The sequence below is a fragment of the Microbacterium sp. A20 genome (assembly GCF_004794515.1).
Taxonomy (GTDB): Bacteria; Actinomycetota; Actinomycetes; order Actinomycetales; family Microbacteriaceae; genus Microbacterium.
This window is the reverse complement of record NZ_SSDF01000082.1, coordinates 165212-189502: the sequence shown is the minus strand read 5'-3', so window position 1 is coordinate 189502 and position 24291 is coordinate 165212. Positions and strand designations below refer to the sequence as shown.

The following is a 24291-nucleotide window of genomic DNA, read 5'->3' as shown; positions in this document are numbered from 1 at the left end:
TGCTCATTCGCTGTGAGAACATATCTCCAGGAGAGTGAATAAGTCTGAGGGGGCTCCGCACGTGAATCCGGATGGGTCGACCGACGTGTCTACCGGCAATATTCCAATATTGTCCGAGGTGTCCGTGAAGCAGCGACGACGCCGGATGCTGGCCGCGGTGGTCGATGGGCTCGCCTGGACTTTCGGCGTCGTTCTCGCGATCGCCCTCCGTTTCGAGTTCATGATGGACGCGCGGGGCTGGATCGCGACGATCGTGCTCGCGCTCTCGGCCGGTGTCATCCAGATGGCCGTCGGATTCGCGACAGCCCTCTACCGTGGACGATTCACCTACGGTTCCTTCGACGAGGTCCGCGCGGTGGCATTGATCGTCGTGGTCGAAGCAGTGCTGCTGTCGCTGATCGTGATTCCGATCGGGCCGATCGTCGGCATCCCGCGCGGAACGCTGCTGCTCGCGTTCCCGTTCGTGCTGCTGCTGATGTTCGGCGTGCGGTACGTGGCACGTCTGGCCATCGAGCGTGCGCGCAAGCCCGGTGCGGATGCCGAGGCGGCACTGATCATCGGTGCCGGATTCCTCGGGGACAAGCTGCTCGCGAACGTCACGACCGACCCGTCCTCGCCCATCCGGCCGGTCGGTCTGCTGGACGACGATCCGGCCAAGCGCAACCTCCGTCTGCGGGGCGTTCCGGTGCTCGGCACCACGCGCGACATCGCGACGGTCGCGCGGAGCACCGGCGCGAAGCTGGCCGTCATCGCGATCCCGAGCGCCGACAGCGCGTTGCTGCGTGCGCTGAGCGACCTGGCCGAGAGTGCCGGCCTGCGGGTCGCGGTCACGCCCACCCTGGCGACGCTCGCCTCGGGGGAGCAGTCGGTCACCGACGTGCGCGACATCAGCATCGAGGATCTGATCGGACGCCACCCCGTCGACACGAACGTCGAGCTGATCGCCGGGTACATCACCGGTCGACGCGTGCTGGTGACCGGCGCCGGCGGCTCCATCGGTTCGGAGCTGTGCCGACAGCTCGCCAAGTACGGTCCGAGCGATCTGATCATGGTGGACCGCGACGAGACCGGGCTCCAGGTGGCTCAGCTCGGGACGCTCGGACACGGGCTGCTCGACTCTCGCGACGTCGTCCTCGCGGACATCCGTGAAGAGCAGAATCTTCTCGACATCTTCGTCGACCGTCGCCCCGAGGTCGTGTTCCATGCCGCCGCTCTGAAGCACCTGCCGATGCTCGAGCAGTATCCCGACGAAGCGTGGAAGACGAACGTGCTCGGCACGCTCAACGTGATCAACGCCGCCCGCTCCGTCGGCGTCGACACCTTCGTCAACATCTCGACCGACAAGGCGGCCAACCCCACGAGCGTGCTCGGACACTCCAAGCGGGTCGCCGAGAAGCTCACTGCCTGGGCAGGCGCCGAGACCGGGATGCGGTACCTGTCGGTGCGGTTCGGCAACGTGATCGGCAGCCGCGGGTCGATGCTGCCGACGTTCCAGCGACTCATCGCGGAGGGCCGGCCGATCACGGTCACCCACCCCGAGGCCACGCGGTACTTCATGACCATCCCCGAAGCGTGCCAGCTGGTCGTGCAGGCGGGCGGTATCGGTCGGGCGGGCGAGGTGCTGATCCTCGACATGGGCCAGCCGGTGTCGATCCTCGAGGTCGCGAAGCGCATGATCGCGATGTCGGGCAAGAGCGTCGAGATCGTTTTCACCGGGCTCCGTCGCGGCGAGAAGCTGCACGAAGAGCTCGTGGGATCGCGCGAGAACCTGGAGCGGCCCTTCCACCCGAAGGTGTCGCACACGAAGGCCGACATCATCACGCCCGAGCGGCTCAACAAGGCGGGATGGCTGGACCGGATGTACGCGAGCCCGCGGATCAATGACACGGTGGCGATCGAGCCCATCCGTATGGAGAAGGGCGCTGACGCGTGAGTGAACGCATCTACATGTCTTCCCCCGATGTCGGCGAAGCGGAGGAGCAGGCGGTCGTCGCGGCGATGCGTTCCGGATGGATCGCGCCCCTCGGCCCCGACGTCGACGCCTTCGAGCGCGAGCTCGCCGAGCGAGTCGGAGTCGCTCATGCGGTGGCGCTGAGTTCGGGAACCGCTGCCCTGCACCTCGCACTTCTCACGCTCGGCGTGAAACCGGGCGACGTGGTGCTCACCTCGTCGATGACGTTCGCCGCGACGGCCAACGCCATCGTGTACACGGGTGCCGAGCCGTATTTCATCGACGCCGACCCCGCGACCGGGAACATCGACGCGGCGCTGCTTCGTGAGGCGCTCGCCGAGTTGCGCGACGCCGGCGAGCACGTGTCGGCCATCGTCCCGGTCGACCTGCTCGGCAAGGCCATCGACTACACGGCGATCCTCGCGATCGCCGACGAGTTCGGGGTGCCGGTCGTGGCGGACGCCGCGGAATCGTTGGGTGCCACGCACGCCGGCCGTGCAGCAGGCAGCTTCGGCCGAGCCTCCATCGTGTCGTTCAACGGCAACAAGATCATGACCACGTCCGGCGGCGGAATGCTGCTCACCGACGACGCCGAGTTCGCGCAGCACGTGCGCTACCTGGCCACACAGGCCCGACAGCCGGTGGTGCACTACGAGCACACCGACATCGGCTACAACTACCGGATGAGCAACCTGCTCGCCGCGCTCGGTCGCGCACAGCTCACCCGCCTCGACGCGATGATCGCGCGGCGCCGGGAGATGCGTGAGCTGTACAAGCAGCTCTTCGCCGACGTCGACGGCGTGGAGGTCTTCGGGGCTGAGGGAGACGAGGCGGACAACGTCTGGCTGACGTCGATCCTGGTCGACTCGTCGATCACGGGCTGGGAGCCGTCGGAGCTCGCCGCAGCGCTCGCCGCCGACGACATCGAGAGCCGTCCGCTGTGGAAGCCGATGCATGCGCAGCCGATCTTCGAGGGCGCGCGCAGCAAGACGAACGGTGCGTCCGAGAGCCTGTTCGCGCGCGGACTGACTCTGCCGAGCGGCTCGGCTCTGACCGACACGCAGCGCGAACGCGTGGTCACCGCGATCCGTGGCTTCCTGAAGTGATGGTGACGTCAGTGGGTGGGGAGAACGTGACCTGGCTGGTGTCCAGCGCAGGACGAAGAGGGTCTTTGGTCCGGCTGTTGAAGCAGCAATCGGCGGGGTCAAGGGTAGTAGCGACCGACCGCTCAATGCTCTCCGCCGCCGGTCATCTAGCGGATACCTTCGAGCTGGTTCCCTCTGTCGGGGATGATGAGTTCATCGCGAGGACGTTGGATATCGCGTTACGTCATGGTGTCGACGTCATAATCCCGACGATCGATCCGGAGATCGAGGTCTTTGCAAATCATCGTCAGGTTTTCGCCGAGCACGGCATAGATGTCTGGGTGTCGACCCCGGAGGTTTCTCGGCTCGGGTGGGACAAGTGGGAACTGTATCTCTGGTTGCGGGAACGCGGCCTCCCCACCGTCGACACCTTCCAGATCTCGGACCTGCCTGGGGCGACTATGCACGGGCCAGTGGTGGCGAAGCCTCGGTCAGGGTCGGCTGGGATCGGGGTACTGTTCGCCGAGACCGCAGACGAACTGGACTCTTCAAGCCTTGACATCAGCTACATCGTGCAGTCCCGCGCCCCCGGCGTTGAGGTGACTGTCGATTTTGCCGTCGGGCGTGAGGGGCGGGTGCTCGGTGTCGTCCCTCGTCGCCGCATCGAAGTCCGAGGTGGTGAGGTATCCAAGGGCGTGACGGTGGACTACCCCGCGGTCATACAGACCGCGCGTGCCGTCGCTGAGAGCCTGCCTGGTGCGTACGGTGCGCTCAATGTGCAGGTGTTCTACGAGCCTTCCACTGAGGAGATCAACGTCATCGAGATCAATCCGCGTTTTGGTGGCGGCTACCCGCTGACGCATCTCGCCGGAGCAAACTTCTTCGATGCGCTTACTCGCTCGGCGCGCGGAGAAGTCGTCGAAGACCTGGAATGGTCCCCCGGGACGCTCCTCCTGCGCTACGACGCAGAAGTAGCGGTCGCGGGTTTCGACGTTCGGACGCTTGATGCCTGAGCGCGTCTATGTCTTCGACCTCGACGACACGCTGTATCTCGAACGGGACTATGTGCGCAGCGGGTTCTCGCACATCGGCGAGGTTGCGCGTGATCGCTACGACGCGATCGGAGTGGGTGACTTCGCATGGTCCCTATTCGATCGCGGGGTTAGAGGGAACACCTTCGATCTCATCGTTGCTCGATTTGGCCTGCCCGCAGATGCGAGAGACGTCTTCATCGAGGAGTATCGCCATCACGAACCTGACATCGCGCTCCAGCCGGACGCGGGCTCCTTCATCCGTTCCTTGCCCGACGACGCCGTTGGAACGGGTGTGATCACAGATGGGTTCGCGGAGGGGCAGCGAAAGAAGTTGAATGCTCTGGGGGTCGCGGGGCTCCTCGAGAACATCGTCGTCACCGCGGAACACGGGCCCGATTGGACGAAGCCCAGCGAGATCGCATTCCGCCTGATCGCCTCAAGGTTCTCAGCACCGGGCATCGAATTCGTGTACTTCGGCGACAATCCGCGAAAGGACTTCGACGCGCCCCGTCAGCTGGGTTGGCGCACCGTCCGCGTTCGTCGACCGCTCGGACTCCACTACGGTGTGGAAGATGCCTTTGACGTAGATGAAACCGTTGCGGCGTTCCCCCCCACGGAAGCCAAGCCATGTAGTGCGGTGGGCGAAGCGTCCGACTGCGAGAAAGGAACACTTCTGCAGTGATCGGATTCACGGGGCCATATTCCGACGTCAACTTCGGTGACTACGCGATGCTGGTCAACAACATCTACGCACTCGACGCACAGGAAGCTTGTGTGTTCGTCTATGACGAGGGCTTCATGCGGCGGATTTGCCAGGACTACTTCCATGAGCGCGGCGTGCGTCTCGTCGAAGTATCCATGCGGCCCGGAGCTTTCTCGAGCGATCGCGAGATTCGTCACCTGACGCCGATCGAGATAATCGATCAGATCCAGAATCTCGACGAGGTGATCGCTGCCGTCTCAACGATGAGCACTCTGTACGTCAACGGCGGCGGGTACCTGAACTCTCTTTGGACTCAACCGCACCGCTTCGAAAGGTTGGTCCAGATCATCGCCCCCGCGCTCGTCGCCGCGACGCTTGGAGTACCCGTCAAGTTCACCGCGAATGGCTATGGCCCTTTCCGAGGTGACACGGAGTTCTTTGCGGCGTTCTTCGGATCACTACCAGGGGCAGAGTTCGGCATGCGGGATAAGATCCTCTCCCCGTATTGGCTGAACGCGGCCGGAGTCCCGCGAGACCAGATCCGGGCTCTTCCAGACGACCTCCTCTTTATCGAGGACGAGCTTGCCCCGGTGGTCGAGCGCGAGGGCGATCGATACGTCCTCATGGAGACCTACCTCCCGACGACGTTCCTCGAGGAGAATTTCTCGCACTTCGAGGCGTTTACCCGCAATCTCGCTGACCGGTACGGTTTGCGTGTTATTTTCGTCCCGTTCAATCTGGGTCACGGAGGGGTCGACCAGGGGGAGTACCTCGCATCTAGGCTTGCCGGGGTTGAGACCTTCGACATCAGCGGCCGCGGGTATCTGCCGATCGAAGAGGCAGTCTCGCTCGTGCGGAACGCGGAACTCGTGATCTCCAGCCGCTATCACGCCGTGATCCTCGCCCTGTCCGTTGGCACCCCTTTTGTCAGTGTGTTGAAGGACGTGCTCGGCGACAAGCAGTACTACTACGGGAAGAACGTCGGAGCATTGCAAGGCGTGTTGGAAGGGCAACCGCATGATGTTCGCGACTACTTCTTCATGGAGTACGTCGACGCCCTCACGGCTGTTGTCGACGATTTCGACGGCATCACCCGCCGACAGCGCGAAGCGTATTCTGCGGCTTTTCCGCGTACGAGCGTGACCCTCCGCGCAGCTCGCGAGGAGTACCTCCTGGAGAAGACCAAATGAGCACAGCCGTGCCGCGATCGGGGATCCGTAGCTTCTATGCCCGGGTGGGCAAGCGGATCATCGACCTGCTCGGGAGCGCGGTGGCGATCGCAGTGTTGAGCCCGATCTTCCTGGTCGCGGCGGCACTCATCAAGGTCTCGTCGCGCGGTCCCGTCTTCTTCTATCAGGACAGGCCAGGTCTGCGGGGGCACACATTCCGCATCGTGAAATTCCGCAGCATGCGGACGTTCGAGGACAGCTACGACGCCGAGGGCAACGAGCTGACTAACGATCAGCGAGTGACCCCGGTCGGAGCCGTGCTCCGCAGAACCAGCATCGATGAGCTTCCGCAGCTGTTCAATGTTCTCGTTGGGCAGATGTCGCTGGTTGGGCCACGCCCTGCTCTTCTGTACCAAGTCGAGCGATACACCCCCGAGCAACGGCAGCGGATGGCTGTGCGGCCGGGCATGACCGGCCTGGCCCAGGTGAGCGGGCGAAACAGCCTCACGTGGGAACAGAAGATCTCTCAGGACTTGAAGTATGTGCGGAACGTCAGTCTGGAGCTCGACGTGAGAATCGTCGTCCGCACCCTCGGGGTAGTTGTGTCCGGTTCTGGGCTTCGATTTGAAAAGCACGACGATTTGAGCGAGCACGGCGGACAATTGCGACGACACATCGGCGAGATTAAGGATGGCGCGTGAAGATCGCCATCGTCTCGCAGTATTTTCCCCCTGACAAGCCCGGTCGCATCACGGACGAACTTTCCCAGGAACTCGCACGCCGGGGGCACTCGGTGCGTGTGATCACAGCCTTTCCTCACTATGACGGTGGCAAGTTGGCGCCCGGCTATCGTCAAAGTTGGCGACACCAGGAGTCTCGCGGTTCGGTCGCAGTTCGCCGCGTACCCATTTTCGCCAGCCATTCGCGTAACGCGCTCGGCCGGATTGCCAACTACTTGAGTTTTCCGATCTCGGCGCGTGTCGCCGGCGCCTTCGTGAAGCAGGCAGATGTCATCTACGTCCATGGGACCCCGGCGACAGCCGCGCATGCGGCGTACGTCTGGTCGAGAAGATTCGGGATCCCGTACCTGTATCACGTCCAGGACATCTGGCCGGAGTCGGTGACCGGGTCCGGGTTCCTGCCGGCACGGGTGAGCAAGGTTGCGGATCGGGCTATCAGCAGCTGGTTGAGCAAGGTGTACGCACGTGCCGCGGCCGTGGTCGCCATCGCGCCGAGCGCGCAGCGCTTGTTCGAAGAGCGCGGTGCTCGGCCCGAGTCCATCCACCTCGTCTACAACTGGGCACGTGACGCCGATGGACTCGCCCCGGCAAGCGGGACGAGCCGCGACGGGCTGACGCTCCTATACGCAGGGAATCTCGGCGCACTGCAGGACCTCGAAACGCTGCTTGCGGCAGTTGCTCGTGTAGCGGATCTCGATGGGGTCCGCTTGCGGATCGCGGGCGCAGGAGTCTTGGAGAAGCGGCTCAAAGACCTGACGGTCGCGCTTGACTTGGGTGATCGTGTGGAGTTCCTCGGTCGGTTGGGGCCGGACGAGATGGCGGCTGAGTACGCACATTCGGACTTCCAGATTGTTCCGCTCAAAGACCTGGAAGTGTTCCGGAGTACGATTCCGTCCAAGTTTCAGGCAGGGCTCGCGCACCGGGTGCCGATCATCACGACAGTGCAGGGGGACGTGTCGGACCTGGTCGCCGAGCACCGCTTGGGCTTCGTGGCTCGACCGCAAGACGAGGAATCTCTCGAAGCGGCGATCCGGGAGGCTTACGGGACCACTGTCGACGAACGTGACGCGTTCCGAGAACGCGCCTCCGCCTTCTATGACCAGCACTTGACGAAGCAGCAGGCTGTCAACGAAATAGAAGCAATCCTGACGGCGATCAGAAGGGCCGGCGAGCCGCGATGAGCGCGTGTCTCCGGAAGCGCTGGTCGAATCGCCGAGATGACAACGAAAGAAGAGGAAGATGACGACCTACGCGAACAAGAAGATACTCGTCACCGGCGGAACAGGTTCCTTCGGGCACACGGTCACCTCGAAATTACTGCTCAGGGACGCTGCCGAGATCCGTATCCTCAGCCGAGATGAGGCCAAGCAGGATCTCATGCGACATGAGATCAACGATCCGCGCCTTCGTTTCTATGTCGGTGATGTGCGCGACTACGAGAGTGTTGAGCGAGCTACGCGCGACGTCGACTTCGTCTTCCACGCCGCTGCCCTGAAGCAAGTTCCGTCGTGCGAGTTCTTTCCGATGGAGGCAGTGCGCACCAACGTCACAGGAAGCGAGAACGTCGTGCGCGCTTCCGATCAGAACGGCGTGAAGTCTCTCGTCTGCCTCAGTACGGACAAGGCTGTGTACCCTGTGAACGCGATGGGCATGTCAAAGGCGCTGATGGAGAAGGTCGCGCAGTCCCACGGTCTCAACAATCCGAACGCCTCGACCACGGTCTCGTGCGTTCGATACGGCAACGTGATGTACTCGCGCGGATCTGTCATCCCGCTCTTCATTAGGCAGCTGAAGGCAGGCAAGAACCTCACCCTGACCAACCCGGACATGACGCGGTTCATGATGTCGCTCGCCAATTCCGTCGACCTTGTGGAGTTCGCCTTTCAGAACGCACAGCAGGGCGACCTCTTCGTCCGCAAGGCGCAGTCCTGCACAATCGGAGACCTCGCGCAAGCGCTCATCAATCTGTTCCGGACCAAGGCCGAGATCGAGGTCATCGGGACGCGCCATGCGGAGAAGCTGTCGGAGGCGCTGGCCACGCGTGAAGAGCTCGCTCGCGCTCAGGACATGGGCGAGTACTTCCGAGTCTCCGCCGACAACCGCGACCTGAACTACAGCGTCTACGTCGACGAGGGCGACATCACACAGAACCGCTTCGAGGACTACGACTCGCACACCGTCGAGCGCATGACGGTGCCCGAGGTCGAGAAGCTCCTCCTCACGCTTCCTGAGGTGCGAGCTGAACTCGCACAGGCCGGTATTGACTGGGAGAGCGCATCAGCATGACACACGTCGCAATGACCGGGGCAAACGGCTTCCTCGGTTGGCACACTCGTCTCGCGCTCCGCGCACGAGCTCTCGACGCCGCAGCATTCACCGTCGGATCCGGGTACGACGGCGATCGGGCTGCGCGCGCGATCAGCGGATCGGCGCGTGCAATCCACATAGCGGGAGTCAATCGGGCGAGCGATCACGAGGTGAGCGAGGGCAATCTACTCTTCGCGACACAGTTCGCTGATGCATTGCGTCGTGCGGAGGAGCCGCCGCCGGTTATCGCATACGCCAACTCGACTCAGAGCGCCAATGCCTCGATATACGGTGAGGCGAAGCTCAGGGCTGGCGAAATCGTGCGCAAAGCAGCCGAGGACGTCGGCGCGGCTTTCGAAGATGTGGTCCTCCCCAATATTTTCGGTGAGCACGGACAGCCGTTCTACAACGCGGTCACCGCCACGTTCTGCCACCTTCTTGCGGAGGGTGAAGTGCCAACCATCGCGCAAGACAAGGAGATGACTCTTCTGCACGCGCAGAACGCCGCGGATCTTCTCTCGGGCGGTACACAACTGGTGGATCAGGGCGCGTTCGAGGTGCACGAGTCAGTGAGTGGGCTGCTGAGCAAGCTTCAGCAGATCGCGAGAACCTACGCACGCGGCGAGATTCCCGACGTAGCGGATCCATTCGACAGGGATCTGTTCAACACCTATCGGTCCTACACTTTCCCGGCCGCCGCGCCGATTCGTCTGACCCGGCATGCGGATGCGCGAGGATCTTTCTTCGAGATCATCCGTGCCCACGGCGGCTCTGGTCAATCTTCTTTCTCGACGACGCTGCCTGGAATCAGCAGGGGCGACCACTTTCATCGACGGAAGATCGAGCGGTTCACGGTTCTCGCTGGTGAAGCCACGATCTCGTTGCGGAAGATGTTCACCGAAGATGTGATCGCATTCCCCGTTAACGGCGTCGAGCCAGCGGCAGTAGACATGCCGGTGGGCTGGTCCCACAAGATCCAGAACACTGGAACCGAGACGCTCTACACGTCGTTCTGGACGAACGAGATATTCGATCCCGAAGAGCCCGACACGATTGCAGAGGCAGTTTGACATGATGAAGAAACTCAAGGTAGTGACGGTGGTCGGAACGCGACCCGAGATCATCAGGCTCGCCGCGACCATCAAGTTGCTGGATCGGCACACCGACCACGTACTGGTCCACACTGGCCAGAACTACGACTACGAGCTGAACGAGGTCTTCTTCGAAGACTTGGGGCTGCGCCGTCCCGACCACTTCTTGGCGGCAGACACGTCATCGCTCGGTGCGGCTCTGGGGAGCATCCTTGCCCGCACCGAGGTCGTGCTCAAGCAGGAGTCGCCGGACGCATTCGTCGTCCTGGGCGACACGAACAGTTGCATCTCCGCGGTGATCGCAAAGCGGCTCAAGGTCCCGGTCTTCCACATGGAGGCGGGAAACAGATCTTTCGACGAGAACGTACCGGAGGAGACCAACCGGCGACTCGTCGATCATGTTTCCGACTACAACCTCGTCTATACCGAACACGCTCGACGGAATCTGCTTGCAGAGGGGATTCATCCGTCGCGGATTCTGCTCACGGGCTCTCCCATGCGCGAGGTCCTCGAGCAGAATGCAGACAGCATCGATGCGAGCGATGTCCTGGAGCGTCAGGAGCTCCAAGCGGGTCAGTACTTCCTCGTCAGTCTGCACCGTGAAGAGAACGTCGACAACGCAGACAGGCTTCGCAGCGCTCTTGCCTCCCTGCAGGCGCTGAGAGCGGAATATGGGCTCCCGATCCTCGTTTCCACGCACCCGCGTACCCGGAAACGACTCGAAGAACTCGACGACGACAGCAAGGAAGGGATCACCTTCCACCCGCCATTCGGATTCAACGACTACGTGAAGTTGCAGCAGGAGGCGAAGCTCGTGCTCTCCGACAGCGGCACGATCAGTGAGGAATCGTCGATCCTGCGGTTCCCTGCCGTGACCTTGCGTGATGCGATCGAACGTCCGGAGGCATTGGACGTCGGAGCGATCATCGCGGCAGGTGTGGACCCCGATTCGGTGCTCGATGCTGTGAGGATCACGCTTGCGCGGGCCGTCGAGGAGTCCCGGTACCCGATTCCCGCTGAGTACATGATCAGCGATACTTCGTATCGTGCTTTGGGCTTCATCCGGTCGAATGCGATCACGCATCACGCGCGCAACTCGATCCGAATGACGTAAGCATGGGTGCCAGCGGTGCGCCGGGACCTGGAAGGGTGCCCAGCGGGGCGATAAGGACAATCGGTGCGCGTGGGGGGTCGCTGCTCGCGACTTTTCTCCTATCGGCGAGCGCAGCTCGGTTTCTCGGGCCCGAGCTCGCGGGCGCCTTCTTCCTGACATACACAATCGTCGCCCTCTTCGCTACCGTCGGGCGCCTCGGTACCGACAACCTCGCGCTGCGTCTGATGGGGGGAGATACGAAAAGTCCGCTCACCGACATCACGCGGCTGCTGGTCCTCGCGAGCGTTGGCGGGATCGCGGCGTTCCTCGTCGGTGCGGTGGTGCTTCTCCTGGTCCTTGGCGATCGCCTGAGCCCCGCAATCGGCCTTATCGTCGCCACGTGTATCTTTGCGCAGGCATTGGCTGTCGTTTCAGGAACGGTCCTGCGAGGGCTGGGAATGCTCGCGTCGGGCGTCTTCGCTGAGCTCGGTTCGCTGCCAGCAATCGCCACCATCATCCTCGCCAGCCTCGGACTTATCGGTCCAGGACAGGTCACGCTGTCTGCCGCACTGCTGGCGATGACCGTGGCTGCGTGGGCAACTATGGCCTGGGCGGTTCCTCTCGCGGTGCTGATGGTGAGACGCAAGCTTAGCGATCAGGGGACTGCTCCGGCGCGGGCGGTTGAATTCCTACGAGAGCATCGCAAACGGCTGGCTTCGATGATGGGCACGTCTGTGCTTGCCTATGGGATGGTTTGGGCGCCGGTATTCGTTCTATCGATCGTCGGCGACTTGACGCAGGTTTCGTACTACTCGGTCGCTCTGCGATTGGCGAACATCGTCGCCCTCCTTCCCACGATTCAGATCTCCTATCTTGCCCCCGAGTTCGCACGCCGCTTTTATGCGCACGACCTGACCGGGCTGAACGCGCTAGCCGGGCGGTCCGCATTCCAAGTCAGCGCCATCACGGCTGTACCCCTGATGATCCTCATCGTGTTCGCATCACCGATCATGACGATCGCTTTCGGTTCTGAATTTGCCCCAGCGGCGCCGATCATGGTGATCCTGAGCGTGGGTGTCTTCCTCGTGATGCTCATGGGCCAGGTGAACCAACTCATGCTGTTGTGCGGCTTGGAGAGTACAGCCCTCGCGCTCTCGTTCTCGGGCCTGGTGATATGGGTCACCGTGGGGACCTGGCTGAGCGCGCAGAGTGGGGCGGTAGGAACTGCGTGGCTGGGCGCAGTCGTAGGCGTGAGCTATTCCGCGGCAGCAGCGGTTGCCCTGAAACGACGACAGGGCATCAGGTCCTACGCGCGGATTCCTTCGCGGCTGCGGTAGGCGGCGCTGGATGTTCGCGCTGCCACCAGTTCTGCACCGCGAAGGTCGCCCGGATCGTGGAATGATCGACCGTTCGCGGCGAACGCCAGGATCACGATCCATGCCGAGAGCGCACTGGGGCCGCCGAAGCCGAAGACCGACGATTCGGTGAGTTCCACGACGGCGATCGCCACGACCGGAATGATGAGTTCGTTCGTAGCGCCGCGACGGATCGATGCGGCGACCACAGAGATGATGAGCAGAAGAAACGTGCCTGCACCGACCAGACCGAGTTCGACAAGGATGCTGAGGTAGACGTTGTGCGCCGCGAGCCCGTCTGCGACGAGTTCCGTGGTGCGATACCCGATTCCAAAATACGGTGCGGTCGCGAAGAGCTCCAGCACGTTCTCGTAGATCGCCAGCCGTCCGGACGAGATGTCTGCGTTCGCATCCCGCAGAAAGAACTGTTGAATCGCCAGGACGAGCGCCGGATTGAACAGCGCGATCATGGCGCCGACCCCGGCGGCGATACCAGCCATCGTCAGCGCGACCCGGCGTGAACGTGACATCAGGAACATCACCGCAACGGCGACCGCAGTTGCCAGCAGGGCGCCTCGGGAACCCGACATGATCATCGTCGCCGTAAACACCAGCATTCCCGAGAACGTGGCGATCACGTGGCGATTGTTCTGAAGCAGGTAGAGGCCGAGCGTTAATCCTGTCGCTGACGCGATGCCTGCATAGTTCGCATTGGAGAAGAGACCCACGTATCGCCCGTAGTCGGGGTCATATGCCCAAGAAGCTGTCGCGGCTCCCAATAAACCAATGAATTGCAAGGAAAGGAGAGCTGCGAAGACGGTCGTGAGGTCGTGCCGAATTACGCCCGCAGACGACCACCGTCGACTGAAAGTGATGCCCAGGAGCGCGAAGACGGCCGCGAGAAGCGCGGATTGTGCGAGTGTCGTTGCGGGAACCGAGCTGACGAACGAACTTCCGGCTGCGACGAGCACGAGAAGGAAGAGACTTGCGAGGACGGCTCGGTCACTACCGCGAAGACGCACGGGCTTCGCCGCGGCTGCGGCTGCTGCTGCGATGATCACCGGCGCGAACTGCATGACGTACCACGTCGTCTCCGGAAATGTCTCGTTGAAAGACGAGGACCGTACTGCTGAGACGACGATCGACGTGAACACCATGGTGCGCCAGACGCCGAACTTCGCGATCCCGATACACAACGTGATCGCCGCGAAGATCGCGGCACCCGCCACCGGGTAGGCGAGGAAGAGGAACACGATAGCCAGGCAGGGGAGCGCGCACAACGCCACCCATTTGAACTGCACGCTGAGGTTAGTCTGCATCGTCGCCCTCGGGGACGATGCGTTCGAGCGCCTCGACGACCCGTTCGGCGCTGAGGCGGGCGTCGAATAGACGTCGTGCCGCAACCGACATGGTGCTGAGCCCGCCATCCTCGATCGAGCGTTCGAGCTCCCCGATTGCGGTGGCAAGTGCTAGAGCATCACCAGCAGGTACGGAAACGCCTGCGCCGTTCACAGCGACGAATTCGCCCGCGTCGGATGAGTCTTCGACGCAGACGAGCACGGGAATGCCGAGGCTGCAGTACTCGACGATCTTGGAGGGGAATGAGGGTGGGCTGATCCCCGGGACGGTGATCGCTATTCCGACGTGCGCGCTGCGAGCCAGCTCGCGGTAATGCTCTCGAGGAAGAGCGCCCAGGAAGTCGATGTTCGTAAGGCCGTGGGCGGCGGCCCTGCGCTCGAGGGCAGAGCGCTCAGGTCCGTCGCCGGCGACAAGGATCTGGACGTCAGCCGCTCGCTCCTGCAAAAGAGCCGCCGCGTCGACGAGCGTGTCGACTCCGCGGCCCTTGGCGATCTGCCCTCCGAACACGACGCGGAGTGGACCTTCCTCTGACGCAGTTCGGTCGATGAGTGGCTTCGTCGACGACCACGGTGGAATCTCGATGGTGCTGTTCGTGGCGCCCCGATGATAGCGAAGGAAGAACGATCTGTTGGCGGGGCTCATCACGGCGACGACGTCAGCCGCGTCGATGGCCTTTCTTTCGAGTGCCTTCATCGGCCGAGCAAGCCAGGGGATGTTGATCCGGCCGATTTCCATCTGATGGATGGGAAAGAAATCCCAGAGGAAGAGCAAGTTGCGTCGTGACACGCCAGCGCTTCGGATCCTTCGGGGGAACCCCCAACTGAAAGAGGCAGGCGATGTGGATACACACACGTCGTAGGAGCGGTGCCTTACCCACGAGTATGCGCGTGTGTGCAAACCGAGACCGACCCGGATATGCCCGATCAGCCGGCCGAGAGCACCTGAGGTTTTCTTCCGAGGGCCCACGCTGAATAGAGTGATCCGCGGGTCCTCCGCACGTTGTTCACCCGCGGCGCGCGGGGTCTTCGGATCGCCGACGATCACATCTACGCTGTGTCCCGCGTTCACGAGGGCCTCGGCAAGATCATCCATCAGCCATGGCTGACGACCGGGGCCCGCGAACCCGCCGGTGACCAACAAGAACCGCATCTCTCCCTCTCCGGCCGCTGGCCACGTTCGAATGGGGCAGCGACGGTCAGCTTCGGAGAGAGCGCAAAGTGTTGCGCGCCCGAGCCGACTGAATTCTATCTCCCAGAATACTGAGCTTCGGTTGTTCCCTCGCCGCGCAGGTCATCCTTCGATGATGTCGAAGTCGTCAGAACGGTGACCCGCGCGAAGAGGACAAGCGCTACCCAAGCAGCCGGCGCCGTGACCCACGCGCCGGTGAGATAGATCGGGGCGCTCACTGCGATGAAAGTTCCGATCATCAGCGCTCGGTTCGAGCCGGGCATCGTTCGAGTGCCAGTCCACAGCGCCGATCGGAGGACCCAGACATACAGGATGACTCCGATAATCCCGACGCCGACGGCGAGATCAAGAATGACGTTGTGCGCCGCAATGAGGTACCCACTTGCATAGGCGAAGCCGCTCGCACCGACGCCGACGATGGGGTGTTCAGCCCAGAGCGTTCGAGCGGAGTCCCACAGGGGCAGGCGCCCAGACCACGTCCCGGTCGCACGGTCTCCGGTTTCGAATTGAAGTGATGCGAGGTCGGCTACTCCGGAGACCACGACGATCGTTGCGATGATGAGCGCGAGTGTTATCGGGACCAATGTGCGAATGCGAAAGAGCCGCCAAAGGACGATCCAGATTGCCGCGCATACGACGCCGATCAACGCTCCGCGGGTTTCAGTCAGGACGATCCCGATCACGATGGCGAGAGCTGTCGCGATCAACCCAACTCTTGAGCGCAGTGTGAGGCGTGTCGCGCTGTTCCACAGAAGGACCACGAGAGCGAACCCAGTGGCCAGCGCGTAAGCGACGTAGTTCACGTTGACGTCTTCGAAGACCGTCGTCACGCGGGTGGACGCCGAGCCTGTCAGGTCGCCGGGATTCTCGATCAGCAATCGGACCACAGCAAGAAATGAACCCAGCAGGTATCCGATGGCTACCGCGCGTAACTGCTCCCGGGTCTGCACGAGGTGCAGGCCGGAGATGAACAGCAACCCAACAGCGACCCAGGTGATGGTGACGTTCACGCTGTACGGATTGACGGACCAAAGTCCGGAAAGGCTGGTCCAGACCACCAGGAAAAACATCGACGCGACCGGCGCCGTCACCTTAAACCGTGCCAGGTTGCTGAACAACAGGATGGCCGCTCCGCCAACCGCGCCGACGATGGTCGCGAGTGAGGGATCGAATGTGGAAAGTGCTCCGATACCCCCGAGCAGATATGTCCTCGGACCGACCCGGGGGCGGGATTCGGAGACTCTACCGCTCCGGGAGGAAACCACGGATCAACTCTACGGTAAGGAGATGCCCCCGACTAGTCAGCAGCCGTCTACGCTGTCGATGGTGGTCTCGCGAGTCATCGGCGTGTGCCAGACCTGCAGAGGAGCGACCGTGACCGTTGTCTCGAAAGCGAACGACAGGGTGTGCGAACTCACAAGATGATGGCCGACCTCGACTTTGACGGCGGGGCGCCCGAGGTGCTCTCCAGCGCTGAGAACACGCGCAGGAGCTCCGTCGATCGCGACGTCCGAGATCTGAGAACCCACCGGGCCGTAAAGCACGACGTACGTGCTGATGTCCCCCGGCGTGAAATACGGTCCCGCGATGTACCGGGGCAGACGTGCGGCTTCTTCTTCGGTCACAGACGAGGCGAGCGTCACCTCACCTTGAATTGTGCGATCGGCGACGCAGGTGGCGATACCCATGTCGAGGTAGTAACTCATCTTCGAACCGGTGTTGTCGTTCACGAAAACGCCGATAGTCGTCTGCTCCGCCGAGTCTGCCGGCATCACACCGCTGGCGCGTAGCGGTTCGATGAGCTTCATCTCCGCCGGGGAATCGCTCAGATACAGAAGGCGCCCTTCGTCGGCCGCCTTCGTCAGGGAAGACATCAACCCGGCCGGAGCGAAGTTTCCTCCGATGACGGCGTCGAAGACAGAGTCGGCTGCGGCCGTGAAGAACACGTTTTGGGCTAGCGGATCCTCGTAACGGAAGTACACCTCGTTAAGGAGGAGGGCGGCCGCGTTGTCGGAGTTGAGGACATCGCCCGTCGGCAAAGTCACGGGTCCTGTAGCAGTGAGCACATACGACAGGGCGACCGGGTCAAGGGAGAGAACCGCATCGAACGGATGGAACCCCTCGCGCGCCCACCATGCCTTGAGAATCTCGACTGCGTCAGGGTAGTCGGGAACCATGGTGAAGTCTGCGGTGAAACGGCCGATCTTGTCGCCGAAGATCGCTTCTGCTTGCGGGTCCAGGTCGAGGATCGGCTCCGGCGGACCATTGCGGAAATCTTGACTGGTGATGTGCTCGACGATGGTGAGTGCGCCTTGATCGGCGCGCAGCACCATGAAGACAGCAGCGTTGCCTCCAAGGCTTCTCGCTTCGGAAGTTCCTTGGAACATGAGGAGATAGTCCCGGGGTCCGTCGGCGCCGAGTGCCGCGGGAAGCACTGAGGCGATATCGCGGAGCGGGGAGACGACAGGCTTCAGAGCGGTGAGCTCGGTCTCTAGCCGAGAAACGCCCTCGGCCACCGCAGGTAGCAGGGCAGTCCGATCGACGGATGCGAGCGTATCTAATGCGCTGTCAAGCCCGGATGCCACCTGGTCGAGCAGCGGTGACAACCCCGACATCGCAGCGAGGTCCATGCGTCCATTGGACGGACGGAACGCGTTGAAAGAGATAGAGCTCGCGGGGGTCACGATCTCCGTGGAGAGCTCGTGAGATACCGCCGCAACGGTGCGAAGCGCTGAGAAGTTGTTGCCCGCGAAGGGGACCGCTTCGGCCAGCTTCCAGCGCCAACCCTGTGTTCCGGAAACCGCAGCCTGGGTCTCGTCGGCGAACCGGACCGAGGCAGAACTGGCGCTTTCCGCGTCTCCGGTGAGGATCGACGACTTGACCTCGCCGGCATCCGCGATAGCGGACTCAAGGTGGTGTCGAACCCCCATGGCCTGGTCATAAACCTGCTTGGCGACGATCGCGCCGCCGCCCACCAACAGAAGGAGAACCACCACACTTGACCACACCCAGAGCGCACGGCGTGAACGTCGTCTCGGTTGCTGGGTGAGCCGCTCTCCCGCGGCGGGGGTCGTCGCCACCGCCTGAGATCGGGCTTCGCGTCGACTTCGGGGCGGATGCGGCTCATTCACGGTCCCATCTAAGCATCACCGAATCACGTAATCCTGAGCGCAGGCCGCAGCGCATCCGCGCGAAGAGGTGATAGACATTCGGGCCCGCGTCCGCAAAACGTCCCTAAAGTGTGTACGTGAAGGAATTGAACGCGGAGGCAGCATCGTCAACTGTCCCGCTCTCACAGATCGTTGCGACAGACCTCGCTCATGCCTTCATAAGCCAATTGGCGACGTCCATCAACCTGCGCGTGCTCTCGATCAAGGGCCCGGTCGCGGACCGCTACCTCCTGCGAGATGCGCGAGTGTCGGCAGACGCCGACGTCTGGGTTGAACCCGCTGGATTCGATCGGTTGTGCGTCGCCCTGGAAAGCCGCGGCTGGCACAAGCGCGTCGGCAGGGCGATGCCGTCGTTGCTTCCGCCGCATGCGTCCACGTACATTCATGACGATTGGCCGTGCGACCTCGATGTCCACCGGACGTTTTCGGGCTTCTTCGCGGATCCGGACGAGGCGTTCGAGGCCGTCTGGACGACCCGCGCGACCATGATCATCGCGGGTCATCCGGTTGTCGTTCCCTCGCGCGCGGCAGCGGCACTGATCGGAGCGTTGCACTCCCTCCGCAACTCGGGGACGCGAAGGGCAGAAGAAGAAGGTCGGAGGGTGAGGGAAGTCATCGCCGACGAGTTTTCCAACGCTCAACGTGATGAGTTCTATCGGGTTGCACGCGAAGGCGGCGCGGTCTGGGTTCTGCGCGAGCTCATCTCGGATACGGGTCTCGGGGAGGTTTTTCTCGACCTCAGCCCCGAACAGGAACGCGCGTGGATGCTCCACGTGGCTTACGCGGCCGATGGATCAAGCGTCGGGTGGTGGGAACAGCTTCGAGGTGCGCGGTGGCTCTCGAAGCCGGGGCTGCTTGTGCGCGCTCTGTGGGTGCCTCGCGCCGAAATCCCGCGGAATAGCTACTCTGCGATGCCGAGTCGTCGGGATGCGCGTCGATATCAAGTTCGACGTTGGCGCCGAGGTCTCATCGCAATGTGGCGCTTCGCCGCGAAGCGAACTCCGTCCTGACGCTATCTCCGTGCAGGCAACTCGATAGGCTACGAGAATGTGCGATCGGTTGCTCCTCCGCCGCTGCCGGGGCTGTGGTGGGGTGGCATGAATAGCGTGGATCGAAATCCTGATGTCGTCGCCGCCCGGAGTGCAGGCGCCACTCACACGATGCTGACGAGGCCGTCCAGCAATGTGAGCGGAGCCGTGATCGAACAGCATTGTGGCGAGCTGTGGTTGCTTCACGCAACGGCGGTTGCGGACTCGTCCGGCAACGTCGTCGTGGCTATGTCTCCGAGCCGTGACGACGCTCGGTTCCACGTCGCGATCAAGCATCTCTCCCGGAGATTCTTCTGTGTCGGAACCGACGCGGTGGGTATCGATCACCAGGCAGGTGTGACACTGATCCGAACCCGATCGCGGGACGCCAATGGTACTGACGAGCGAGGTACCTCACGTGTGCCCGCTTCTCTGGTGGATGACGAGATGCTCCCATCGACGCTCAGGTTGGCGAAAATCATCTTGCTGGATGGCGATGATGAACACCCTCTGGAGCCAGTCGTCGAGTCCTTGGATCTAGGTGAGTCTCTTGAACTGCTGGCTCCCCGAAGCCCATTTCTTGCTCAATGGCCCGCCCCCCTACGGGCGGTCGCATCGATCCTCACAGCGAGCCAGGGCTCTGTCCGAGTGGCCTATCGTGATGCCGAGACGTTGATTCCCGTGGTCGAGCGTCTGATGGCGTCGGGACTTCGGGCTACTGTGTCGTCTGTTCGTCCCAGATCTGCTCGAGGTACGGCGGCGCTGCCGGCGACGGACGACGCGCTCTTTCGTGCCGCGACAGCCGACTCTGTGGAGCTGCCGGACGGGCGGACCGCCGTGCTTGGACTCCGTGGTTCCGACGAGCGCCTCCGGATTCTGGACGAGGTCTCGTCCGTGGTATGGCGTGCCGCGGATGGAAGCCCGCATGCCGCGCTCCGACGTGCCGTTCTTCGCCAACTCGATCCGCAACACGCTAATACGGATGCCGCGGCGGTGGATCAGGCCATCCAATCGCTCCGCGATGTCGGGATGCTGTCACGCACGCCAGCGTGGCGCATCGGAGATTCCTCCGTGTGGACGACGCATGCAGCCCAGACCTATGTGTTGAACACGAGTTTGACGCACACGCGACCGCTCGCTTTGCAGGGATCCGCGCACACCGTGTGGGAGGTGCTGGCGTCGCAGCCGGAGATTTCGCAAGAGCTTCTGATCCGCGAATGCGCGTTGGCGTTCGGAACCGACGCCGAACACATCGAAGCGGATATCGTCCGGTTACTTGCTGACCTATCGGAGCAGGGCGTGATCTCCCAGTCCTGAACTGCCCCCTACGGCCCACCCCACCGCCCGATCGGCCACAGAATCGCCCCGGCCTGACCGAACACGTCGTCGCGCGTCATCCAGCGCCAGCAGCTGTCGTCCGGCGCATCCGCACCGCGGCAGAGATACGCGGAGTCGGCCGAGTTCGCCCGGTTGTCGCCGAGCACGAAGTACGACTCTTCCGGAACGGTCACCGGCCCGAAGCAGCGGGTCGACATCGGCACGCTGTCGCAGTCGAGCGACCCGGCGACGAAGGGGAGGTCCTTGACGACGTAGGGCTCATCGAGCGGCTCTCCGTCGACGAGCACTCTGCCCTGGGCGTCGCAGCACTCCACGGTCTGTCCGGGGCCGGCGATCACCCGCTTCACGAGCACGTAGGGCCGGATCCCCGTGGTCTCGCCGACCCAGTGGAGGGCCTGCGTGAACCAGTTCCCGCCGGCTGGTTTCTCGCCCCAGGCCTCATCGGGGCGGAACACGACGATGTCGCCCGGCGCGGGGTCTGCGGCGACGTACGCGAGGCGGTTGACGATGAGGCGGTCGCCCGGCTCGAGCGTCGGGGACATGGATCCGGACGAGGGCTGGCCGATGAACGCGACGATGATGCCGGTCAGGGCGAGGGCGAGCGCGATGTTGACCCAGATGTTCCCGAGGAGTCGCCGACGCGGTCTCGGTGCATCTGTCGTCATCATCTGCTCTCCGGCTCGCGCGCTGCGGTGTCGACACAATACTGTCAGTGAATGGCCCAGTATTCCGGTGATGGCAGTCGCCGCCTGATCGAGTCCGCATCGGCGTCGCAGGCGCAGCGTCTGCTCATCCCCGATGTTCTCCGTGGCGTGGCGATCGTGGCGATGGTGATCGCGCACGCGAACCCCTTCCTTCCCGAACTGCCCTGGGCCGCCAAGTTCGTGACGGCGATGTTCAGCGACCTGGCATCGCCGCTGTTCGCCCTGGTCATGGGCATGTCGGCCGAGCTCGTCTGGCGCCGTGGCGGACGCGTCGGCGTGACCCTCCTGCAGCAGGTGATCCGTGGGCTGTTCCTGATCGCCCTGGGCGTCTGGATGGCGGCGTGGGGCTCGTGGGTCGATGTGATCCTGGCCTACCTCGGCGTGACCATCATCCTCGGAGCGCCGATCCTCCTGGCGCGAACGCCCGTGGTGATCGCCGTGACGGCGGTCCTGCTGCTCATCAGCCAGCCTCTGGTGGGGCTCGCCCGGACCTGGACCTGGGTGTACATGGCGCCCGCGCCCGTCCGCGACATCATGCAGTGGCTCCTTCTCGGGTCGCACTACCGCGTGCTCAACCTCCTGCCGATGTTCCTCATCGGCGCGCTGCTGATCCGACACGGTCTGCGGCGAGACCGGCTGCTCACGGCGCTGGCGATCGCTGCTCCCCTCGGATACCTGGCGTGGGCCGTCGGTCAGCGGCTCGGTGCGGTGCAGTCCGGCGACTACCTCGACACGCTGAAGGACTTCGGCCTCGTGTTCGCGGTGTACGTGATCGTGGTCTTCGCCGCGACCGCTCGACGCGACGGCGCGAAGCGGTTCTGGAGCCCGATCTTCGTACCCCTGGTCGCCTGCGGCCAAGTCGCGCTGAGCCTCTATCTGCTGCACGTCGGGCTCATAGCTCTGTGGAACAACGCGAACGGTCGGCCCACCGAGAACTTCTGGCCGGGCTGGCTCGTGATCGTCCCCGGCATGATCCTGGTCGGTTGGCTCTGGTGGCGGTTCGTCGGCACCGGCCCCGTCGAATGGGTGATGGGCTGGTTGACCGGTCGACGCAAGCCTCTGCTCCGCGCACGGTAACCCGGCAGCACAGACGAAAGAGAGCGCCGGCCCTGGGGCCGACGCTCTCTTTTCTCGGATCCGCTCAGAGGAGCGTGATGCCGACGTTCTGCGAGGTCGCGTTGTTGCCCGTGACGGAGTCGCCGGAGACGGTCGCGGACATGACCTGCTGCGGCCCGCCGAGGAGCGTGGTGAGCAGCCCGACGTTGAGCAGCGAGTCGAGCGTCGTGCCCAGACCGATCACGATGTTGCCGCCGGCGGGGATCGAAGGCAGCGTCAGCGTGTAGTTGCCGTCGGCTCCGCCGACGGACACACCGGCCACGTTCGCGATGTTCAGGCTCAGCAGGCCCGGGTTGTACTGCACGACAGCCGTAGCGCCGGCAGGCGAGGCAGCGGTGCCGCTGTTCGTGATGGTGAGCGTGTTCACCGTGTTGATCGTCGCCAGCGTCAGCGGCGGCAGGCCGAGGTTGAGGGTGATCGGGCCGCTGAGAGCCGGTACGAGATCGTCGCTCAAGACCGATGCGGCCGCGAGCGGCGTGGCGACGGCTGCCGCGATGACGGGGACCGACCATGCAGCGCCCTTGACGAGCGTGCGGCGCGAGACGCCCTTGTTCTTCTGGATTTCTTCGGTCACGTGAGTGCCCTCCCTGTTCGATGCAGATGCGGTTTCCCGCGGTGTCGTGAAGAGGCGACACGTTGTCTGCATCCCCCAGGAGCCTCTTCGTGCTCATCAAAGTAGGGAGCGGAAAAGGGGGAGGAAGGGGGTTTCGGTGAACTACGCGCGGGGTGCGCTCAACCTGCGCGCACTGTGCGTTCCGCGTGCGCGCAGCTAGGCCCGGCGCGAGGAGCGGAGCGTGCGCGGAGTGGCCTGGTAGGCCTCGTCGAGTGCTCTGCGCATGCTCATCGGAGAGTGGAATCCGGCACGCTGCGCGATCTGATCGATGCTCAGCACGTCGTACCGGCTGTCGACGAGCAGCGAGTGCGCCAGCCGAGCGCGCTGTCGACGGATCTCCGCCGCGACGCTGTTGCCGGATTCGGAGAAGACGAGCTGCAGCTGCCGCAGCGACGACTGCACCTCGTGCGCGACGCGGGACGGGTTCAGGGAGGGGTCACCGCACTGCTGCGAGATCACGGCGATGGCGCGCTCGCGCAGCACGGCATGCGGTGAGCCCTGGGCGCTGACGCCGCCGATCCGGTCGAGCAGCACCGCGCCGCACATCTCCATCACCAGCTGCTCGATCGCGTACTGCTCGATCGCCGACGCCCTGTCGTCGGTGTCGAGCAGGCACCCGACGAACTGCTGCATCGAGGTGTCCAGAAGCCTGCGGTCGGGGAACACGCTCGCGTCGGGAGGCAGCGACGGCACGAACGAGGCGATGGCAGAGCGGGGCACGAGCGCGGCGACGAAGCGCCATTGCCCTGCCCACCGCAGCCGGCGCGTGATGCCGTGTGCGGCGACGACGAGGCCTCCCTCGGTCTCGACCCAGGGCTCGCCCTCGACACGCGACCAGAGGGCCTGCGCCTCGACGAACGCGAAGACCGAGTGATCGGGGTAGCTGCTCGTCGTGTCGACGTGGAGCTCGGAGGTCCCTCCGCTCGTGGTGAGCAGGCGCACGCCGCCCGACGCTCGCTCTCGGGAACGCAGCCCCGGCCGGTCTCCGATGCGTCGGATGCCATGCTTCGCGAGCTCTTTGTCGTCGATGACCTGAGCGTATGTGTGACTCACGAGACGTTCCCCCTCAGGGTGCTGGAATGCAGCAGCGGCGCCTCTGTGGTTGGTGCGATCATGCCGTTCCGATCGACGCGCCGCGTCCCCGGTTGTCCGTCCTGATGCCTCGATACAGCGGTGAATTGAATATAGATTCAAGCATCCTGGACCTCCTGTCAACACAGATCGCGACTTCGTGCGGTGAGACGACA

At 63.4% G+C, this 24291-nt stretch carries 21 protein-coding genes; 14 read left to right on the top strand and 7 right to left on the bottom strand.

Annotated features, from left to right (window positions below):
• Positions 1-124: 124 nt before the first annotated feature.
• The 11 genes from DW298_RS12750 to DW298_RS12700 are packed head-to-tail and all read left to right on the top strand — an operon-like array spanning position 125 to position 12510.
• The gene (locus tag DW298_RS12750; protein ID WP_240745124.1) at positions 125-1933 is read left to right on the top strand and encodes a nucleoside-diphosphate sugar epimerase/dehydratase; all 1809 of its coding nucleotides are present in this window, start codon (positions 125-127) and stop codon (positions 1931-1933) included.
• The gene (locus tag DW298_RS12745) at positions 1930-3057 is read left to right on the top strand and encodes an aminotransferase class I/II-fold pyridoxal phosphate-dependent enzyme (RefSeq protein WP_205820367.1); all 1128 of its coding nucleotides are present in this window, start codon (positions 1930-1932) and stop codon (positions 3055-3057) included. The genes DW298_RS12750 and DW298_RS12745 overlap by 4 nt, the downstream gene beginning before the upstream one ends.
• A gap of 26 nt (positions 3058-3083) precedes the next feature.
• Positions 3084-4049, top strand: coding sequence for an ATP-grasp domain-containing protein (locus DW298_RS12740; RefSeq protein WP_168429465.1), 966 nt, complete (start codon positions 3084-3086; stop codon positions 4047-4049).
• Positions 4042-4752, top strand: coding sequence for an HAD family hydrolase (locus tag DW298_RS12735; protein ID WP_136042845.1), 711 nt, complete (start codon positions 4042-4044; stop codon positions 4750-4752). Before DW298_RS12740 ends, DW298_RS12735 begins: the two co-directional genes overlap by 8 nt.
• A complete protein-coding gene (locus tag DW298_RS12730) occupies positions 4749-5963 on the top strand; it encodes a polysaccharide pyruvyl transferase family protein (RefSeq protein WP_136042844.1) in 1215 nt (404 codons plus the stop codon). Before DW298_RS12735 ends, DW298_RS12730 begins: the two co-directional genes overlap by 4 nt.
• The gene (locus tag DW298_RS12725) at positions 5960-6643 is read left to right on the top strand and encodes a sugar transferase (RefSeq protein WP_136042843.1); all 684 of its coding nucleotides are present in this window, start codon (positions 5960-5962) and stop codon (positions 6641-6643) included. Before DW298_RS12730 ends, DW298_RS12725 begins: the two co-directional genes overlap by 4 nt.
• Complete coding sequence (locus DW298_RS12720) at positions 6640-7863, top strand: glycosyltransferase family 4 protein (RefSeq protein WP_136042842.1); 1224 nt, start codon at positions 6640-6642, stop codon at positions 7861-7863. The genes DW298_RS12725 and DW298_RS12720 overlap by 4 nt, the downstream gene beginning before the upstream one ends.
• A gap of 58 nt (positions 7864-7921) precedes the next feature.
• Positions 7922-8968, top strand: coding sequence for a polysaccharide biosynthesis protein (locus DW298_RS12715; protein ID WP_136042841.1), 1047 nt, complete (start codon positions 7922-7924; stop codon positions 8966-8968).
• A gap of 11 nt (positions 8969-8979) precedes the next feature.
• Positions 8980-10059, top strand: coding sequence for a capsular biosynthesis protein (locus DW298_RS12710; RefSeq protein ID WP_240745123.1), 1080 nt, complete (start codon positions 8980-8982; stop codon positions 10057-10059).
• Between the two features lies 1 nt (position 10060).
• Complete coding sequence (wecB, locus tag DW298_RS12705; RefSeq protein ID WP_240745122.1) at positions 10061-11194, top strand: UDP-N-acetylglucosamine 2-epimerase (non-hydrolyzing); 1134 nt, start codon at positions 10061-10063, stop codon at positions 11192-11194.
• Between the two features lie 2 nt (positions 11195-11196).
• On the top strand, positions 11197-12510 hold the full coding sequence (locus tag DW298_RS12700; protein ID WP_136042839.1) for a hypothetical protein: 1314 nt from the start codon (positions 11197-11199) through the stop codon (positions 12508-12510).
• Here the strand turns inward: DW298_RS12700 and DW298_RS12695 are convergent.
• The 4 genes from DW298_RS12695 to DW298_RS12680 form a co-directional block, all read right to left on the bottom strand.
• Positions 12480-13757, bottom strand: a complete 1278-nt coding sequence (locus DW298_RS12695; protein WP_168429464.1) for an O-antigen ligase family protein — start codon at positions 13755-13757, stop codon at positions 12480-12482. The two genes, DW298_RS12700 and DW298_RS12695, sit on opposite strands and share 31 nt — an antisense overlap.
• Positions 13758-13836: 79 nt before the next feature.
• Positions 13837-14979: a glycosyltransferase family 4 protein gene (locus DW298_RS12690; protein ID WP_168429463.1), complete on the bottom strand. Its 1143-nt coding sequence runs from the start codon at positions 14977-14979 to the stop codon at positions 13837-13839.
• Between the two features lie 152 nt (positions 14980-15131).
• On the bottom strand, positions 15132-16340 hold the full coding sequence (locus DW298_RS12685) for an O-antigen ligase family protein (protein ID WP_136042836.1): 1209 nt from the start codon (positions 16338-16340) through the stop codon (positions 15132-15134).
• A 36-nt stretch (positions 16341-16376) separates the two neighbouring features.
• Positions 16377-18068 carry a DUF4012 domain-containing protein gene (locus DW298_RS12680; protein ID WP_136042835.1) on the bottom strand — a complete coding sequence of 564 codons (1692 nt, stop codon included), beginning with the start codon at positions 18066-18068 and terminating at the stop codon, positions 16377-16379.
• A gap of 254 nt (positions 18069-18322) precedes the next feature.
• Between DW298_RS12680 and DW298_RS12675 the strand changes: the two genes are divergently transcribed.
• Positions 18323-19255, top strand: coding sequence for a nucleotidyltransferase family protein (locus DW298_RS12675; RefSeq protein WP_168429462.1), 933 nt, complete (start codon positions 18323-18325; stop codon positions 19253-19255).
• 87 nt (positions 19256-19342) lie between these two features.
• Positions 19343-20590, top strand: a complete 1248-nt coding sequence (locus DW298_RS12670) for a PqqD family protein (protein WP_205820366.1) — start codon at positions 19343-19345, stop codon at positions 20588-20590.
• A gap of 8 nt (positions 20591-20598) precedes the next feature.
• Here the strand turns inward: DW298_RS12670 and lepB are convergent, their stop codons facing one another.
• Entirely contained in the window at positions 20599-21276 is a 678-nt protein-coding gene (gene lepB / locus DW298_RS12665; protein ID WP_168429461.1) for a signal peptidase I, read from the bottom strand.
• Between the two features lie 51 nt (positions 21277-21327).
• On the opposite strand from lepB, the gene DW298_RS12660 reads away from it, so the two are divergent.
• The gene (locus DW298_RS12660) at positions 21328-22392 is read left to right on the top strand and encodes an acyltransferase family protein (RefSeq protein WP_136042831.1); all 1065 of its coding nucleotides are present in this window, start codon (positions 21328-21330) and stop codon (positions 22390-22392) included.
• A 64-nt stretch (positions 22393-22456) separates the two neighbouring features.
• Here DW298_RS12660 and DW298_RS12655 read toward each other — a convergent pair whose 3' ends face one another.
• Positions 22457-23005 carry a hypothetical protein gene (locus DW298_RS12655; RefSeq protein WP_136042830.1) on the bottom strand — a complete coding sequence of 183 codons (549 nt, stop codon included), beginning with the start codon at positions 23003-23005 and terminating at the stop codon, positions 22457-22459.
• A gap of 195 nt (positions 23006-23200) precedes the next feature.
• A complete protein-coding gene (locus tag DW298_RS12650; protein ID WP_168429460.1) occupies positions 23201-24097 on the bottom strand; it encodes a helix-turn-helix domain-containing protein in 897 nt (298 codons plus the stop codon).
• Between the last annotated feature and the right edge of the window lie 194 nt (positions 24098-24291).